Source organism: Bradyrhizobium sp. SZCCHNR1093, assembly GCF_032381175.1.
Classification (GTDB): domain Bacteria; phylum Pseudomonadota; class Alphaproteobacteria; order Rhizobiales; family Xanthobacteraceae; genus Bradyrhizobium.
This window is the reverse complement of the sequence record NZ_JAUHJJ010000014.1, coordinates 46,797-63,720: the sequence shown is the minus strand read 5'-3', so window position 1 is coordinate 63,720 and position 16,924 is coordinate 46,797. Positions and strand designations below refer to the sequence as shown.

The 16,924-nt window shown below is 65.3% G+C and carries 20 protein-coding genes; 10 read left to right on the top strand and 10 right to left on the bottom strand.

All coding sequences use genetic code 11. The features are described from left to right. Positions 1 to 102 precede the first annotated feature (102 nt). Both leuC and QX070_RS29595 read left to right on the top strand, forming a co-directional pair. On the top strand, positions 103 to 1,509 hold the full coding sequence (gene leuC, locus QX070_RS29600) for a 3-isopropylmalate dehydratase large subunit (protein ID WP_315740682.1): 1,407 nt from the start codon (positions 103 to 105) through the stop codon (positions 1,507 to 1,509). A gap of 191 nt (positions 1,510 to 1,700) precedes the next feature. Then, entirely contained in the window at positions 1,701 to 1,916 is a 216-nt protein-coding gene (locus tag QX070_RS29595) for a hypothetical protein (RefSeq protein WP_315715897.1), read from the top strand. Between the two features lie 84 nt (positions 1,917 to 2,000). On the opposite strand, the gene QX070_RS29590 is transcribed toward QX070_RS29595, so the two are convergent. From QX070_RS29590 to QX070_RS29575, 4 genes are all read right to left on the bottom strand, one after another. Then, on the bottom strand, positions 2,001 to 2,645 hold the full coding sequence (locus tag QX070_RS29590) for a hypothetical protein (RefSeq protein WP_315740681.1): 645 nt from the start codon (positions 2,643 to 2,645) through the stop codon (positions 2,001 to 2,003). 261 nt (positions 2,646 to 2,906) lie between these two features. Next, positions 2,907 to 3,182: a hypothetical protein gene (locus QX070_RS29585; protein WP_315740680.1), complete on the bottom strand. Its 276-nt coding sequence runs from the start codon at positions 3,180 to 3,182 to the stop codon at positions 2,907 to 2,909. A gap of 94 nt (positions 3,183 to 3,276) precedes the next feature. Beyond that, the gene (locus tag QX070_RS29580; protein ID WP_315740679.1) at positions 3,277 to 3,546 is read right to left on the bottom strand and encodes a hypothetical protein; all 270 of its coding nucleotides are present in this window, start codon (positions 3,544 to 3,546) and stop codon (positions 3,277 to 3,279) included. Between the two features lie 275 nt (positions 3,547 to 3,821). After that, positions 3,822 to 4,130, bottom strand: coding sequence for a hypothetical protein (locus QX070_RS29575; protein WP_409997714.1), 309 nt, complete (start codon positions 4,128 to 4,130; stop codon positions 3,822 to 3,824). 143 nt (positions 4,131 to 4,273) lie between these two features. Here QX070_RS29575 and QX070_RS29570 point away from each other — a divergent pair, with 143 nt between their 5' ends. The 5 genes from QX070_RS29570 to QX070_RS29550 all read left to right on the top strand — a co-directional run bounded on the left by QX070_RS29570 (position 4,274) and on the right by QX070_RS29550 (position 7,181). Then, positions 4,274 to 4,672, top strand: a complete 399-nt coding sequence (locus tag QX070_RS29570; protein WP_315740677.1) for a metallopeptidase family protein — start codon at positions 4,274 to 4,276, stop codon at positions 4,670 to 4,672. 90 nt (positions 4,673 to 4,762) lie between these two features. Then, positions 4,763 to 5,365, top strand: a complete 603-nt coding sequence (leuD, locus tag QX070_RS29565; RefSeq protein WP_315715892.1) for a 3-isopropylmalate dehydratase small subunit — start codon at positions 4,763 to 4,765, stop codon at positions 5,363 to 5,365. Between the two features lie 81 nt (positions 5,366 to 5,446). Then, positions 5,447 to 6,247 (top strand): hypothetical protein, encoded by an 801-nt coding sequence (locus QX070_RS29560; RefSeq protein ID WP_315740676.1) that lies wholly within the window; start codon positions 5,447 to 5,449, stop codon positions 6,245 to 6,247. Positions 6,248 to 6,358: 111 nt separating this feature from the next. Further along, the gene (locus tag QX070_RS29555; protein WP_315740675.1) at positions 6,359 to 6,775 is read left to right on the top strand and encodes a DUF6455 family protein; all 417 of its coding nucleotides are present in this window, start codon (positions 6,359 to 6,361) and stop codon (positions 6,773 to 6,775) included. Between the two features lie 34 nt (positions 6,776 to 6,809). Then, positions 6,810 to 7,181: a cytochrome c gene (locus tag QX070_RS29550; protein ID WP_315740674.1), complete on the top strand. Its 372-nt coding sequence runs from the start codon at positions 6,810 to 6,812 to the stop codon at positions 7,179 to 7,181. Between the two features lie 4 nt (positions 7,182 to 7,185). Here the strand turns inward: QX070_RS29550 and QX070_RS29545 are convergent, their stop codons facing one another. Further along, a complete protein-coding gene (locus QX070_RS29545; RefSeq protein ID WP_315740673.1) occupies positions 7,186 to 8,064 on the bottom strand; it encodes a CoA ester lyase in 879 nt (292 codons plus the stop codon). Between the two features lie 101 nt (positions 8,065 to 8,165). Here QX070_RS29545 and QX070_RS29540 point away from each other — a divergent pair, with 101 nt between their 5' ends. Next, positions 8,166 to 8,810 (top strand): carbonic anhydrase, encoded by a 645-nt coding sequence (locus QX070_RS29540; protein ID WP_315740672.1) that lies wholly within the window; start codon positions 8,166 to 8,168, stop codon positions 8,808 to 8,810. 66 nt (positions 8,811 to 8,876) lie between these two features. On the opposite strand, the gene QX070_RS29535 is transcribed toward QX070_RS29540, so the two are convergent. Together QX070_RS29535 and QX070_RS29530 are read right to left on the bottom strand one after the other, a co-directional pair. Beyond that, on the bottom strand, positions 8,877 to 9,419 hold the full coding sequence (locus QX070_RS29535; protein ID WP_315740671.1) for a TIGR00645 family protein: 543 nt from the start codon (positions 9,417 to 9,419) through the stop codon (positions 8,877 to 8,879). A gap of 48 nt (positions 9,420 to 9,467) precedes the next feature. Next, positions 9,468 to 10,502 carry an aspartate-semialdehyde dehydrogenase gene (locus QX070_RS29530; protein WP_315740740.1) on the bottom strand — a complete coding sequence of 345 codons (1,035 nt, stop codon included), beginning with the start codon at positions 10,500 to 10,502 and terminating at the stop codon, positions 9,468 to 9,470. Between the two features lie 114 nt (positions 10,503 to 10,616). On the opposite strand from QX070_RS29530, the gene QX070_RS29525 reads away from it, so the two are divergent. Both QX070_RS29525 and QX070_RS29520 read left to right on the top strand, forming a co-directional pair. Continuing rightward, on the top strand, positions 10,617 to 11,420 hold the full coding sequence (locus tag QX070_RS29525) for a hypothetical protein (protein ID WP_315740670.1): 804 nt from the start codon (positions 10,617 to 10,619) through the stop codon (positions 11,418 to 11,420). Between the two features lie 228 nt (positions 11,421 to 11,648). Then, positions 11,649 to 12,032 (top strand): hypothetical protein, encoded by a 384-nt coding sequence (locus QX070_RS29520; protein WP_315740669.1) that lies wholly within the window; start codon positions 11,649 to 11,651, stop codon positions 12,030 to 12,032. A 1,129-nt stretch (positions 12,033 to 13,161) separates the two neighbouring features. Here the strand turns inward: QX070_RS29520 and QX070_RS29515 are convergent. From QX070_RS29515 to QX070_RS29505, 3 genes are all read right to left on the bottom strand, one after another. Next, a complete protein-coding gene (locus QX070_RS29515) occupies positions 13,162 to 14,103 on the bottom strand; it encodes an ABC transporter substrate-binding protein (RefSeq protein ID WP_315740668.1) in 942 nt (313 codons plus the stop codon). A gap of 135 nt (positions 14,104 to 14,238) precedes the next feature. Further along, entirely contained in the window at positions 14,239 to 15,279 is a 1,041-nt protein-coding gene (locus QX070_RS29510) for an ABC transporter permease (protein ID WP_315740667.1), read from the bottom strand. A 4-nt stretch (positions 15,280 to 15,283) separates the two neighbouring features. After that, a complete protein-coding gene (locus QX070_RS29505) occupies positions 15,284 to 16,795 on the bottom strand; it encodes a sugar ABC transporter ATP-binding protein (protein ID WP_315740666.1) in 1,512 nt (503 codons plus the stop codon). Positions 16,796 to 16,924 lie beyond the last annotated feature (129 nt).

Genomic DNA, 16,924 nt, shown 5'->3' with positions numbered 1-16,924 from the left:
GAGCTTAGGCGCGCGCTGTAAGCCGCAGCGCCATTCCTGATTGTTCACGCGTGCCCCTCACGCGTCCTGTTTCAAACCTTAAATTCCCGGGAGCATTCGCTCATGTCGAAACCGACCACGCTGTACGACAAGATCTGGAACGACCATCTGGTGCACGAAGCCGCGGACGGCACCTGCCTGCTCTACATCGACCGTCACCTGGTGCACGAGGTCACCTCGCCGCAAGCGTTCGAAGGCCTGCGCGCCACCGGCCGCAAGGTGCATGCACCGGAGAAGACGCTCGCCGTCGTCGACCACAACGTGCCGACCACCGACCGCACCAAGCCGAACCCTGATCCGGAGAGCATCGAGCAGATCAAGGCGCTCGCCGAGAACGCCAAGGAATTCGGCATCGAATATTACAACGAGTTCGACCGCCGCCAGGGCATCGTTCACGTCATCGGCCCCGAGCAGGGTTTCACGCTGCCCGGCACCACGATCGTCTGCGGGGATAGCCACACCTCGACCCATGGCGCGTTCGGCGCGCTGGCGCACGGCATCGGCACCTCCGAGGTCGAGCATGTGCTGGCGACGCAGACCCTGATCCAGAAGAAGGCCAAGAACATGCGCGTCACGGTTGACAGCGTGCTGCCGGACGGCGTGACGGGCAAGGACATCATCCTCGCCATCATCGGCGAGATCGGCACCGCGGGTGGTACCGGCTACGTGCTGGAATATGCCGGCGAGGCGATCCGCGCGCTATCGATGGAAGGCCGCATGACCGTCTGCAACATGTCGATCGAGGGCGGCGCACGAGCCGGCTTGGTCGCGCCCGACCAGAAGGCGTTCGACTTCCTGCGCGGCCGTCCCAAGGCGCCGAAGGGCGCGGCCTGGGATGCGGCGATGCGCTACTGGGAGACGCTGCGCTCCGACGACGGCGCGCATTTCGACCATGAGCTCCGGCTCGACGCCGCCAAGCTGCCGCCGATCGTGACCTGGGGCACCTCGCCCGAGGACGTGATCTCGGTAACCGGCGTTGTGCCCGATCCGGACAAGATCGCCGACGAGGCCAAGCGCATCTCCAAGCATCGCGCGCTGAAGTACATGGGCCTGACCGCGGGCACGAAGATCACCGACATCAAGCTCGACCGCATCTTCATCGGCTCGTGCACCAACGGTCGCATCGAGGATCTGCGCGCCGCAGCCAAGATCGCCGAAGGCAAGACCGTCAGCGGCCACGTCAATGCGATGGTCGTGCCGGGCTCGGGCATCGTCAAGGAGCAGGCGGAAGCCGAGGGCCTCGACAAGATCTTCATCAAGGCCGGCTTCGAATGGCGCGAGCCAGGCTGCTCGATGTGCCTCGCCATGAACCCGGACAAGCTGGCGCCCGAAGAGCGCTGCGCCTCGACCTCGAACCGAAATTTCGAGGGACGCCAGGGCTTCAAGGGCCGCACCCACCTGGTGTCGCCGGCGATGGCTGCGGCGGCCGCGATCGCAGGACACTTCGTCGACGTGCGCGACTGGCGCTGACGTCATCTCGCTGCTTCACATCCGGCACGGCGGCCGGTCTACAAACGAGCGCGATGGCTTCACCAAGCCGTCGCGTTTTTCATTTCACCTCAACATCGACACAGTTCGGCAATGGCTTCTTAAGTCTCAGCGCGCACAATTCTACCGCCGGACGCGCTGCGTCTGCAGAGGAACGTGCCGAGGAGCCTGACATGGCCGACAAGCCGGAATACGTCGACCTCATCCGTGATGCGACGCGCCAGCGCCGGAAGACACCGCCCGCCAAGATCATTGCCCAGCCCGAGGCTCCGAAGGAGGAGCGGCGGCTGTCGAACTGGCCGCCCGGCCGCTTTGCCAAATGGCGCCTGGAGACGCTGGTGCCTTGGAAGCTGAGCGTGAGGAACTGGCAGTTCAAGGACTGGCTCTGACCGCCGCGCCCCACTCATCCCCTTGAAATGAGAGAAGGACGCCGTTGAGCGTCCTTCCCTGTCTCGTTCGAACTTCAGACACCGTCAGTAGTAGCGCCAATGGTGCCGGTGGTGGCGATGATGCCACCGGTGATAAGGACGCCAGTGATGACCCCGCCAATGCCGATAGTGGCAGATGCGGCGCGGCCCGTAATAGGTCCAGACGACGCGACAACGGCGATAAGGATAGTAGTAGCCCGACGTATAGACCGGCGTGTAGTAGCTGCGATAGCCGTAGAAGTGCCGGCGGTGGTGATGGAAGTACGGCCGGTAGGCATAGTGCGGACGATAATGATAGCCGCCGCCATGGAACACCGGCCGCGGGCCGAATCCGCCGTGAAAGGCCGGGCCGCCGCCGTGGAAGACGGGACGCGGACCACCGCCTCCGAAGGCGTGGCCGCCGCCGCCATGGAACGCCGGGCCACCGCCGCCGCCGTGGAAGGCCGGTCCGCCGTGAAATCCACCACCGCCGGGATGTCCGCCGCCGCCACCCCCGCCATGGCCGCCGGGTCCTCGGACCTGAACGGCCAACACGTCGGAGGGCGCCTGCGTCGCAGGCCCGGCGCCGGGACTCACCGGCGACATCGCAAGCGCCGGCCGGCCGGACGCGCCGGCCAAGAGAAACAATGTCGCCGCCGCAAGACTGAGGCGACGAGCCAGACCAGCGCGCTGGTCCTTCATCCTCATCATGGTCCCTTCTCCCTGAATGCCGTGCAACGATGGACCCATGCAGCGCCGATGCTGGTCGTCCGATCGGTGGATTGGCGCGCCCCAACATGAACGTAGAGATAGCGACGTGAATGCGGCATGAATGATGCTCGTCAGTGATGCACGGTGCACGCGCATCTGCGGCGTGGCGTCGCGGCAGAGGAGATGCACGTGCGGGGACTTCGCAACTAACCACGCGCAGGCATTTGCTCCGCGAACGCGACGCGCCCCGCTGACATGGCCTCAATCGTAGAACGGCGTGAACAGAACCAAGGGGCCCGGCGGATAGGCCGGCGCGTAGTCCGTGGGACGGTCAAGATAGTGGGGCACCTCCGCCGTCGACACCACGGGCTTCACTCTGCGACCCTCCCGGCGCGGGCCAGGATCCGTTGCGGTCTGACGCGCCTGCGTGACGGCGGGGCCTGCGGCGACAGGAGAGGTGGCAGCGGAACTCGCGAGCAGCATCGCCACCGTGACGATGCCGATCCCGAGCCAGGTTCTGTTGACTGATGGTTTCATGGCGAACCTCGTTGCCAGCCCCCATCAACGTACAGGCCCGCAAAGCGGGCCTGTTTGATTTCGGTCATTGTCTCGATCGGCCGGAAAGCGCGGCTTACCAGCGGCCGTGATGGCGATATCCGTAGTGATGCGGCCGCCAGTGATGCCGCGGATGATAGTAATGCCGAGGATAGTAGTGGCGCCGGGGATGCCAATGGTGGCGGCCGTGCCAATGCACCTGCGTGGTCTCCTGCACCGTGCCCTGCTGCACCGCGGTCGCGGCGCCCGGATTGATCAGCGACAGCGCCTGCGCGCGTTCGGCGGGGGCAGCCATCGCGAGAACGGCGCCAACCGCCGCGATGCCCAACAGCTTCATCACAGTCATGAACTTCTCCCTCGATCGCCTGACATCACGTCCGGCACCGTACATTCCGCCTTGTCAGTTGCCTGAAGGGCGGCCGCAGCAGCGCGACGCAGACCAGTCTCGAACGAGCGACGTGAATGGGACATGAAGACCTGCGCAAGAGCAGAATGCCGATATGTCGCACATGGTTCCACCGCAGTGCGCGACATATCGGCACTGTGTCCGGACGGTGACGTCGCCGCGCTCGATCCGCGCCTCGCCGCGCCGCCAAGCAGCGCAGTGCGCGGGACCAGCGGTCAGCCGCGCCGCCAGACGCAACTCATATGCGGGACGATCACGGTGCCGCTCGGCCGATGCTCCGGAACATAAGTGGCATCGCATACACGAACTGCGTTCGGACCCGGATTGAAGCGCGGCACCACGTCCGGCTGCCAATGACCCTCGTAGCGCGGATAGATCTGGATTCGTCGTTGCCGGCGCTGTGCGGAGAGATCCGTGCTCATCTCGCTCTGGACGGCGCCGCGTACGCCCGCGGCCTGCTCCGCTTGCGCTCCCGCCGAGATCGAGATCACGACCGCCGCGGCCAGCGCCGTCCCGGCCAGCACCATCGACATCTGTCTCATCTGTCCCCAACCCCCAATTCGCGCGCCAAGACGGTCGCCGTTTTCATCCCCTGCGTCAACCGGCGCCGCCCCACATGTCATAGAACCAAGATGCAAGATGATCAAAGCCGGGCTAGAAGGCGGCAATGTGGACGGATCTGAAAGCCCCATCGCTCGCCGACATGGAAGTCATGGCGCACGAGATGTTCGAGCGTCTGCCCGAGCATTTTCGCAGGCTTTGCGAGGGCGTCATCATCCGGGTCGACGACTTTCCGACCGAGGAGGTGCTCGACGAGATGCAGGCCGAAAGCGAGTTCGACCTGCTCGGCCTGTTCCAGGGCACGGGACTGCCGTTTCGCAGCAACGACGACCTGCCCCGGCTGCCCAACATGATCTGGCTCTACCGCCGTCCGATCCTGGATTACTGGGCCGAGCACGACGAGAGTCTTGGGCACATCGTCCGCCACGTCCTGATCCACGAAATCGGCCACCATTTCGGAATGTCCGACGACGACATGGAGGCGATCGAGGCGTCCGTCGACTGACGACCCGGCCGATAGCACCGGGATTTTGACTTTATCCGCCCCGCCAATCGGGCTAAACAGCGGCCTGCCCGTATTCTCGAAGGTGCCCCGATGGACAAGTTCACCACGCTGGAAGGCGTCGCCGCGCCGCTGAAGATCATCAATGTCGACACCGACATGATCATTCCCAAGCAGTACCTGAAGACCATCAAGCGCACCGGCCTCGGCAAGGGCCTGTTCTCGGAGCAGCGCTACAAGGACGACGGCAGCGAGAACCCGGATTTCGTCCTCAACCAGCCGGCCTATCGCAACGCCAAGATCCTCGTCGCCGGCGACAATTTCGGCTGCGGCTCGAGCCGTGAGCACGCGCCCTGGGCGCTGCTCGATTTCGGCATCCGCTGCGTGATCTCGACCTCGTTCGGCGACATCTTCTACAATAACTGCTTCAAGAACGGCATTCTGCCGATCCGCGTGTCGCAGGCCGATCTCGACAAGCTGTTCGACGACGCCGAGCGCGGTGCCAACGCGACCTTGACGGTCGATCTCGCCAACCAGGAGATCCGCGGCCCCGACGGCGGCACCGTCAAGTTCGACATCGATCCGTTCCGCAAGCACTGCCTGCTCAATGGGCTCGACGACATCGGGCTGACGCTGGAGAAGAAGGCCTCGATCGACAGCTACGAGGCCAAGCTGGCCGAGCGCGCCTGGGCCTGAGCCCCGCTTGAAGGCAGAGAGTTCGCGGGCCCCGGACCTCGTCCGGGGCCTTGTTTCGAGAGCAGCCCAGCAGGTCCGCCGTTGACGCGTGTATTGCCCGAGGTCGTCACCTTCTGGCGCGGGCCGCTCGACCGGCTGCGCCAGACCTGCCTGCGCTCGCAGCTCGCCGCCGGCCACAAGGTCACCGTCTACAGCTTCGATCCGCTGCCCGGCCTGCCCGACGGCGTCGGCAATGCCGAGGCCGAGGCGGTCCTTCCTTACGCATTCTCCGAACGTCTCAGGCCGCCGCAGCCCGACGGCAGCTGGCGCGATTGGACCACCTTGCAGTTCAGCGACTTCTTCCGGATGCGGCTGATGGCACAGCGCGCCGGCCTCTGGCTCGATGCCGACGTGCTGCTGCTCAGGCCGGTCGAGATCGATCCGGCTCTGCCCTACTTCGCCTGGGAGCGTCCGCGGCAGCTCGGCAACTCCGTGCTCTACCTGCCGCCGGACGATCCGATCGTCGCCGAGTTCGCTGCGCTGATGGCGCAGGACGAGCTGACGCCGAACTGGCTGTCGCTGCGTCATCGCCTCACCTATGCGATGCGCCGCCTGCGCGGCGGCTCCGACCGCCTCTCGGACATCCGCGTCGCCATCTTCGGCCCTGCCGCGCTGACGGCGCTGGCCCGCCGCCACGGCTCGCTGCGCCACGCGCTGCCGAAGCGCAGCTTCTACGCTGTCCATGCCGAGCCGAAGGCGTTCTTCGATCCCTCTGACTTCTCCGGCCTGATCGGCGATCCCGCGATCATCGGCCTGCACATCTCGCCGAAGGGCCGCGGCGGCGAGGCGCCGATCCCTGGCAGCCTCTATGCGTGGGCGGCCGAGCGATTTGCCCCGCGCTGACCTTCGCCGCGCAGCTTTGCGGCCTGCGCAGGACCGATTCGCTGCTTGATCTACCGCAACGTCCGCGCGTCCACCCGGTGATTGATTGCGAACAATCATCGGAGACGTGTCATGACCGTAGACGCCAAGCCCTATCCGCGGGTTCAGTTCCTGATCGATACGTTCGCACAATGGCTCCGGCACCGGCGTGAGCTGAGCGAGATCCGGCAGCTGGACCGCGACGATTTCGAGCGCATCGCGATGGACCTGCAGGTCACACCGGCGGATCTCGACGAGCTGGTCCGTCACGGCGAGCACGCCGCCGACGAGCTGCCCCGGATGCTGAAGGCGCTCGGCATCGACGAAGCCTCGCTGGGGCGCGCCGAGCCGCTGGTGCTGCGCGACATGGAGCGCGTCTGCGCCATGTGCAAGGACAAGCCGCGCTGCCATCGCGATCTTGCCGCCGGCACGAGCGCCGAGCACTATGAGGAGTACTGCCTCAACGCCCCGACCATCGACCGCCTGGGCACCGCCGCGGTCAAGCACTGATCGCCGTCTCCCTCCCACTGAGCGAAGCAACGCGATGAGCCTGCCCAAACTGTACCGCAACACCTGGCTCCATGTCGGCGTCGCGATCCTGCTCGCGCTCGGCGCGATGCTGCTGATCCGGCTGCACAATGCCGGCGGCGTGACGCCCGCGGCCGACAGCGTGCAGGCCGGCCGCAAGCTGGCGGAGGCCTGGTGCAGCACCTGCCACGCCATCGACGCCAGCGGCGCACGAAGCCAGACCACGACCGCCCCCGACTTTGTGGCCGTCGCCAACATGCCCTCGACCACCGAGCTGTCGCTCAAGGTGTTCCTGCAGAGCAGCCACCCGACGATGCCCAACGTCATCCTGACCGCCGAGCAGCGCGGCGACTTGGTCAACTACATCCTCAGTCTCCGCCGCATCTGACGCCTCACTTCGCCACAGCCGCGATCGCATCGGCGATCGCGATCGTGCGCCGCGCCATCTCGGCATGCAGCCGCTCGACCATGCGGCCGTCGATCTGGATCGCGCCGCGCGAAGCATTCTCCGGCAGCTCGAACGCGGCAATGATCTTGCGTGCCGCGGCGACCTCGTCGGCCGGCGGCGTGAAGATCGCGTTGCAGGCATCGATCTGGCCGGGATGGATCAGCGTCTTGCCGTCGAAGCCGAGATCGCGGGCCTGGATGCATTCCTGCGCGAAGCCGTCGGTGTTGGCGAAGTCGCTGTAAGGCCCGTCCAGAATCTCGAGCCCATGAGCCCGCGTCGCCAGGATGCAGTGGCTGATCATCGGCAGCATCGTGGAGCGGCCCGGCAGCATGCGGATGCGGGTCTCGCGCGAGATGTCATTGGGCCCGAACACGAAGCCGGCGAGCCGCGAGCCCGGCTCGTGCACCGTGGCCGCGAGCAGATCGGCATCGAGCACGGCGCGCGCCGTCTCGATCATGGCCCAGACCTTCAGCGCCGGATCTGCCCCGACCTCGGCCAGACGATCCGTGACCAGACGAAGGTCCTCGACGGTCGACACCTTGGGAACGAGGATGCCGTCGGTCGCCGCTTGTCCCGCCATGGCGACGTCGTCGCTCCACCACGCCGTATCCAGGCTGTTGATACGGATCAGCAGTTCCCGCTTGCCGTAGCCATCGGCCGCCACCGCCTTGGCGATCTGGTCGCGGGCGGCGGCCTTGGCATCCGGCGCCACCGAATCCTCGAGATCGAGGATCAGCCCGTCGGCCGGCAGGTTCCGCCCCTTCTCCAGCGCACGCGCATTGGAGCCGGGCATGAACAGGAGACTGCGGCGCGGGCGGATCATTTCGGCGTTTCCCTTGGTTTATCGACGCGGTCCGCGATACCATTTCGAGAGCCAGGCCGAAAGGCTTGTTCCCGGAAGGCGCATGTGTTTAGGCAAGGTCCATGATCTCGTTTCCGCAACGCCTGCTCGAAGGCTATCGCGCCTTCGCCACCCAACGCCTGCCGACCGAACAGAGCCGTTACCTCGAGCTCTCGGAGCGCGGCCAGTCGCCCGAAGTCATGGTGATCGGCTGCTGCGACTCGCGCGTCTCGCCCGAGGTGATCTTCGACGTCGGCCCCGGCGAATTGTTCGTGCTCCGCAACATCGCCAATCTGGTGCCGATCTATCAGCCGGACGCCAACGCGCACGGCGTGTCGGCGGCGCTGGAATATGCCGTCACCGTGCTGAAGGTGAAGCACATCGTCATCCTGGGCCACGCCCAGTGCGGCGGCATCCGCGCCTTCGTCGACAAGGCGGCGCCGCTGTCCCCGGGCGACTTCATCGGCCGCTGGATGTCGATGTTCATCAAGCCCGGCGAGGTCGTCGAGCAGCGCACGCATGAGAGTTTCCAGGACTTCGTCACCCGGATCGAGAAGGCCGCGGTGTTCCGTAGCCTCGAGAACCTGATGACGTTCCCCTTCGTCCGCAGCCGGGTCGAGGCCGGCGACCTGCAGCTCCATGGGGCCTATTTCGGCGTCGCCGAGGGCTCGCTGTTCGTGCTCGACAAGGCGGCCAAGGAATTCAAGAGCGCGCGCGCTGGCGAATAGCGAATGGGAAGTAGCGAGGAGTTCACCGGCCCTATTCGCCATTCGCTCCTCGCTATTCGTCCGTGTTCAATGATCACCCGACCAGCGGTCCGACAGCGCGAGCATCACCGTCGACACCACGAAGGTCATGTGCACGCCGACCAGCCAGGCGAGCTTGGTCGAGTCGTAGCCGGCGTCGAGATTCATGAACGCCTTCAACAGCTGGATCGCCGAGATCGCGACGATCGAGGCGAGCAGCTTCTGCTTCAGCCCGGCGAAGTCGACCTTGGTCATCCATTCCGGCCAGTCCGGATGGCCGCCGGGATCGATGCGCGAGACGAAGTTCTCGTAGCCCGAGAACACCACGATCAGCACGAGATTGCCGGTCAGGCAGACGTCGATCAGGCTGAGCACGCCGAGGATGATGTCGCTTTCCTTGGCGGTGGGCAGATGAATGACGCTCTCCCACAGCAGCAACACGAACTTGAACAAGAGCACCGCGAGGCTGATGACGAGGCCGACATAGAACGGCGCCATCAGCCAGCGGCTCTTGAACAGGAAGCCTTCGAGGCCGCGCTCGACCGGACCCGGGACGTGCTTGGCGGCTTCCGGCGTGGTCTTCTCGCTCATCGTGTCCCGCGCCCCCGCCCCGAAGACGTTGCGTGTTGACCGAGTCCGTTACGCCGCCTTCTTCTTCGCGGTGATCAGCTTGCGGTTGATCAGCACCTCGGCGATCTGGATCGCGTTCAGCGCCGCGCCCTTGCGCAGATTGTCGGACACGCACCAGAAGGCGAGACCGTTCTCGACCGTGCCGTCCTCGCGGATGCGGCTGATATAGGTCGCGTCCTCGCCGGCCGCCTCGTAGGGCGTCACGTAGCCGCCCGGCTCGTGCTTGTCGATGACGAGGCAGCCCGGCGCGTTGCGCAGGATGTTGCGGGCCTCATCCGCCGTGATCGGATTCTCGAACTCGACATTGACGGCTTCGGAGTGGCCGACGAACACCGGCACGCGCACGCAGGTCGCGGTCAGCTTGATCTTCGGATCCAAGATCTTCTTGGTCTCCATCATCATCTTCCACTCTTCCTTGGTGAAGCCGTCTTCCATGAAGACGTCGATCTGCGGAATGACGTTGAAGGCGATACGCTTGGGGAACTTCTTATTGACCAGCTCGTCATTGGTGTAGACGGCCTTGGTCTGCGAGAACAATTCGTCCATCGCATCCTTGCCGGCGCCGGACACCGACTGATAGGTCGACACCACGACGCGCGTGATCTTCGCCTTGTCGTGCAGCGGCTTCAGCGCGACGACGAGCTGCGCCGTCGAGCAGTTCGGGTTGGCGATGATGTTCTTCTTGTTGAAGCCGGCGGCGGCGTCGGCATTCACCTCCGGCACGATCAGCGGCACGTCGGGATCCATGCGCCAGGCCGACGAGTTGTCGATCACGACCGCGCCGGCGGCGCCGATCTTGGGCGACCACTCCTTCGACACCGAACCACCGGCCGACATCAGGCAGATGTCGACATCGGCAAAATCGTAGTGCTCGAGCGCTTTGACCTTCAGGGTGCGGTCGCCATAAGATACCTCGACGCCGACGCTGCGGCGTGACGCCAGCGCCACGACCTCGTCCGCCGGAAACTGGCGCTCATCGAGAATATTGAGCATTTCCCGTCCGACATTGCCGGTCGCGCCGACCACTGCGACTTTGTAACCCATCATTCACTCTCCGAAGAAATATGGCCGATCGCGCAACCAGGCGGAAACGGAAGCGGCAGCGCTTCTATGCGAGAAACGTCCCTGACACAACGTTACCACGATGTCTCGCATTCGATGCAGTCCGATTCGGCCAGAACAGCCGCAGCGCCCCGATCCGCGTCCGTCCTGCAGGGGCTCCAGAGCTTCGCGGACGAGGTCTGCGGCACATTTGCGCGCCTGTTCGCCTATGTGGGGGCTCTGGCGCTGATCGCCATGCTCGGCGTGGCCGGCTGGAACCATCTCGACGGCGGCGATGACACGTCGCCCGGCCGCGCCGGCTGGACCTTCGCCGACGCCGCAGTGCCGGCGTTCTCGCTCCGTCTCGCCGACCAGCCCGACAGGACCGCCACCTACACCGTGCTCATCCATCCCGAAGGCGGCCGCAAGGACGTGTTGCGCTGGGGCGAACCCGCCGATCGCCCCGCTGCCGAGCTCGAGGTCTACCGGTTCGGACCGGAGCGCGATGCAAGGCGTGATCCCCGGGCCGATCTCGCGGTCCGGATGGGGCGCAACTCCGCCTCCGAGCTCGAGACCGCCGGCGTGATCGACAGCCGGTTCGGCCCCGTCAGTCTGGTTCGCCGGGCTGGGGCTCCCGAGGGCGCCGGAGCCTGCCTCGGCTTTCTCAAGACCATCGCCGAGCCGAGCTTGCGGATCTCCGGCTGGTCGTGCCAGGGCGTGACGATGCCGGCGCGCCGCGCCATGGTCGGCTGCATGCTCAACCGGCTGACCCTGCTGGCGCCCGACCAGAACCGGGCCCTGAGCCAGCTTTTCATGGGGACCGATCAGCGGCGCGGCGGCTGCGACGAACCCGCCATCGCCAGCGGCAGCGGCGATTGGGTGACTTCGACCGCCAATCCGAGGCTGCGCGGCGCCTTGTGAATGTCTGCCTGCGTCCGGATGTTGCTGGGCGTGACCGCATCCTATTCGACCCGTCAAACCCACGGGCAAGTGACGGATATTGATGCAACTTTCCCGCCACAGCAGGGATTTATCTTGCCCCTCGCCGCGGGAATGACCTTGTGATGCCACAGCCGACCCAGATATTGTGCGGGCCAAATCATGCGCATGGCGAGCGCCCGCCCCTTTTGGCGCGAGGAAGAGGACGTGATGATCGAATTTCCTGCTGCGACCCGGGTCATGGCCTTGGCGGTGATCGCCGCGACGGGCCTTGCCGTCACGTCTCTTGCCGCCACCTCGGCGGATGCCGCCACCACCAAGCGCCGTGCCGTTGCCGTCACCAACAACGGCAATCCGAACTATTCCTACCAGTCCGGCCCGCGCACCCGCATCTACATCACCCGCCGCTCGTTCCTCGACGGCGGCACCGAGGTGCTTCCGGGCGACCGCAAGTTCTCGGACTATGCGTTCCCGCCGGCTGTCGGCTACCCGTCGTTCGCGCGCGAGAATCTGAACCGGCCGATCGACCGCCAGCCGCTGATGGCACCATCCGATCTCGGCGGCTATCCGACCCGGATCCCGATCCCCTACTGAGGGCGGCTGCATCGTCAGATCATCAAGGCCGGGCCCCGCCCGGCTTTTTGCTGTTTTGCCGCGCTGACGTTCCATCGCGTCGTCATCGATCATGAGCTGGTCACTGCTCGATTTCGAACGTGTGAGACGACCGTTCGGAGACATGGCTGACACATCGCTACACGCCGATGGAGGCCAGCCTGCTCCCACCCCTCAGTGTCATCCCGGCGAACGCCGGGATCCATAACCACCGGCCGGCATGACCGCCCGGTCTCATTGCTCCAGCGTGCCTCACACCCATGTCGGGGAGTCTGGGTCCCGGCGTTCGCCGGGACGACACCGGAATTTTCGGCACGACTGGTCATCCTCGCACCCGCTTTCGCGTCCGAGTCTTTGCTCGTCTGATCGCCCTCTCCTTGCAGAGGGCGCAGGGAAGGCCGGGCCTCGGCTGAGGCCCGTGGCCCCCGTGCGGGAAAATGCACGGGGCAGGAACCACAGGTACAGCCGGATCGACCCGGCCTTCCCTGCGCGATGGTTTTCACGCTTATGTGCGCTCTCCCCGGTGTCCGGCCTGTTAGCCACCGTCGCCTTCGGGATCATCGCCCGACGACTTGGCGCCAGCATCGGGGCGCCAGGACCACGCAGCTTCACGTCCGCAAGAGCCTCGTTCGTCCGCATGCCCCTAGGACATGCTGCGAGCCCTCGCGGCCACCGCATTCCCGCCTCGCGCCTCGTGACGATCGCGAAACGCCCCTCGCAAGCGAAGCGGGATGGAGGGAGAAGACCATGGATTCTGGAAAAACGAAAGTGAAATTTTTGGCGGAGGCCGACTGATCAAGCGGACGAGCTTGAAATCGCGGGCGAAATAAGTTCTTCGCCGCGAAGGGAATAGAGCCACGGAACGACCGGCAACCTCCGTCAATCGCATCGATCGCACCCGAGAGCTGATCCGATTTGCCCGACGGGCAGTCGCGACAAGCAGGCGTCCGAGTGGGCTACTCCGTCATGCCCGGGCTTGTCCCGGGCATCCACGTCCTTCCCGCCTCGCGACGTGGATGGCCGGGACGAGCCCGGCCATGACGACGCGGAGATGGACCGCCACAAACTCAGATCATCATATGCGATCATCCGGCCCGACCTCGCACCCGTCTCAATCATACAGCACCGCCGCGATCTTCGGATCGGTGATGTTGGACTTATCGTACCAGTAGAAGCCGGTGTCGGTGACCTTCGGCAGCTTCTCGCCCTTCAACGCCTTGACCGCTGACTCCACGGTGCAGCTGCCGATGCCGATCGGATTTTGCGTGATCGCGCCCGCCATCTCGCCCGAGCTGATCGCCGCCTTCTGCTGCTTGCCGGAATCGTAGCCGATCACGACGATCTTCTTCTTCATCTCCTTGACGCCGTTCAGCACGCCGATCGCGGAGCCCTCGTTGGCGCCGAAGACGCCCTTGAGGTTCGGATTGGCCTGCAGGATCGACTTGGTGATCTCGGTCGACTTCAACTGATCGCCGCCGCCATACTGCACGCTGACGATCTTGATGTTCGGATGCTTGTCCTTGATCCGCTTCAGGAAGCCGTCGCGGCGGTCGATGCCGGTGCGGCTGGTCTGGTCGTGCACGACCACGGCGACGTCGCCGGCATCGCCGATCATGTCCGCCATCTTGTCGGCGGCGAGGCCCGCCGCGGCGACGTTGTCGGTGGTGCAGGTGGTCAGCGGAATGTCGCTGTCGACACCGGAGTCGAAGGCGATCACCGGGATCTTGGCGGCTTGCGCCTTCTTCAGCAGCGGAATGGCGGCCTTGGAATCGAGCGCGGCGAAGCCGATCGCCTGCGGCTTCTTGGCGAGCGCCGCCGAGAGCATGTCGATCTGCTTGTCGACCATGGCCTCGGTCTCCGGCCCCTCGAAGGTGATCTTGACGTTAGCGGCCTTCGCGGCCTGCTCGGCGCCGAGCTTCACGGCCTGCCAGAACTGGTGCTGGAAGCCCTTGGAGACAAGGGGGATGTAGACATCGTCGGCGCGCGCGCTCGCGGACACTCCCGCGACCATGATGGCGCCGAGCGCGACGCCGAGGAGATGCTTGCTCAACATTGGTGTTTCCTCTGCTCTCTTCAGTGACCTTATCGTTACATCGATGATCGTGGTCGTGGCCGCTCGCTGTCGGCGGGCAGCGCAATCTTCAGCGCGACGTCGTAGCGGTGCTGGTAGCTGGTCCTCCTTGAAGGGTCAGGCGCGGTTTCGACGGAGCATGTCGGCGTAAACAGCGAGAATGATGATGACCCCGGTGACGACGAACTGCCATTCCTGGGCCACCGACAGGATGCGCAGGCCGTTGGTCAGCACGCTCATGATGAATGCGCCGATGATGGTGCCGAGAATGGTGCCGGTACCGCCGCTCAGCGACGTCCCGCCGATGACGACGGCGGCGATCGCATCGAGCTCATAGCCCTGGCCGAGTGCCGGCTGCGCGGAGTTGATGCGCGACGCGATCAGCAGTCCCGCGACTCCGCAGATGGCGCCGCCGACGCCGTAGATGATCATCTTCCAGCGGTCCACGTTGACGCCGGAGAGCCGCACCGCCTCCTCGTTGCTGCCGATCGCGAAGGTGTAGCGGCCGAGCGCGGTGCGGTTGAGAACGACGGAGGCCAGCACCGCCATCACGAACAGGATCAGGGCTGCATTAGGAATCGGCAGCGCCGGCACGAGCGTGCCGAGCAGCGAGTCCTGCGAGATCATCGAGAAGTTCTCGGTGTTGGTGAAATAGATCGGCTTGCTGCCGGAGACGACCAGGGCCAGCCCCTTCAGCACCAGCATCATGCCGAGCGTCGCGATGAACGGCGGCACCTTCATCTTGGTGATGACCGTGCCCGACAGCGCGCCGCTGATCGCGCCGGTCACGATCGCCGCGACGATGCCGGTCCACATCGGCAGCTCCCAATAGGTGAGGAACACGCCGGCCATCACCGCGCAGAAGGTCATCAGCGTGCCGACCGACAGATCGATGCCGGCCGTGATGATGACGAAGGTCGAGGCGATCGCCAGCACGCCATTGACCGCGGTCGCCTGCAGAATGTTGATCATGTTGTCGGTCTGCATGAACGCCGGCGACGCGAAGCTGAAATAGACCAGCAGCAGCACGAGGCTCGCGAACGCCAGCAGCTTCTGCAGCGCTGCGGGCCCGAGCAGACGGCGCCGCAGCGCCGCCATCGCGCCGCTCGGCGCGAGGCCATCCTTGACCTGATCCTTGACCAATGCGGGGTCGCTCATGCCGTCAGCCTGCCTTCATGGTTTCGCGCTGGGTGGCCAGCTGCATGATCCGCTCCTGCGTGGCCTCGTCCGGCGACAATTCGCCGGTGATGCGGCCCTCGCACATCACGACGATGCGATCGCTCATCCTGATCACCTCGGGAAGCTCCGACGAGATCATCACAATCGCCTTGCCCTGGTCGGCCAGCGAGCGGAGCAGGCGGTAGATCTCGTTCTTGGCGCCGATGTCGATGCCGCGGGTCGGCTCGTCGAAGAACAGGATGTCGCAATCACGATCGAGCCATTTGGCGATCACGATCTTCTGCTGGTTGCCGCCGGAAAGCAGGCGAACCTGCTGCGACACCGAAGGCGTGCGGATGTTCAGCATCCGGATGAAGCGGCCAGCGGTGTCGCGGATCGCGCGCTTCCTGAGCACGAACTTCATTGCAAGGTAGTTCGCGAGGTTCGACATCACGACGTTGGATTCGACGTCCATGCCGGTGGCGAGGCCGAAGCGCTTGCGGTCCTCGGAGAGATAGCCGATGCCGTGGGCGACCGCATGCGCCGGCGAGCGGATCGTCACCTTGCGATTGTCGACGAGAATATCCCCAGACGGAACGGCGTCGGCGCCGAAGATCGCGCGCGCGACCTCGGTGCGGCCGGCGCCCATCAGTCCAGCAAAGCCGAGGATTTCGCCCTTGCGCAAGGTGAAGCTGACGTCGCGGACCAGCGGCCCGCAATTCAGCCTGCGCACCTCGAGCGCGATCTCGCCGGCCGGCGCCGTGCCCGCCACGCGCGCATCGCTCAGGCTGCGCCCGACCATCATGCCGATGATGGTCTCGATCGTGGTGCTCTCGGCCGGCACCGTCGCGACATACTCGCCGTCGCGCAGCACGGTGACGCGATCGGCGATCTGCTTCAGCTCGTCCATCTTGTGGGAGATGTAGACGATGCCGACGCCGCGTGCCTTCAAGGCGCGGATCATCTTGAACAGCTCGGCGATCTCGCGATTGTTCAGCGCGGCGGTCGGCTCGTCCATGATCAGGACGCGCGAGTTGAAGGACAGCGCCTTGGCGATCTCCACCATCTGCTGCCTGGCCACCGTCAGCCCGCCGACTGTCGTGCGCGGGTCGATCGACAGATTGAGCTGGGCAAGCAGCTCGGCCGCCTGCCGGTTGAGCCTGTCCTCGTCGAGCAGCAGCCCGAACGCCTTCATCGGCTCGCGCCCGATGAAGATGTTCTGCGCCACCGTGAGGTGGTTCATCAGCTGCAGCTCCTGATGAATGATCCCGATGCCGGCGGCCTGCGCCTCGCGCGGTCCTGGAAAATCGACGCTGGCGCCGTCGTAGATGATCTCGCCGGAGTCCTTGCGGTAGACGCCGGCGAGGATCTTCATCAAGGTCGACTTGCCGGCGCCGTTCTCGCCCATCACGGCATGGACCTCGCCTGCGCGCAGCTCGAACCTGATATTGTGCAGCGCCCGGACGCCGGGGAAGCTCTTGCACAGGCCGTGAACGGAGATGAGCGGCGCGCTCATGCGTCAGCGCATGTGGTGAGGGAGGTCGCGTACAATCGCCACGGGGCGATGGTCGCGACATTGGCGGCGACACCATGCACGGCGAGCGACATATCGCATCGCAAGCGCGATCACATTCATCCTCCCCGG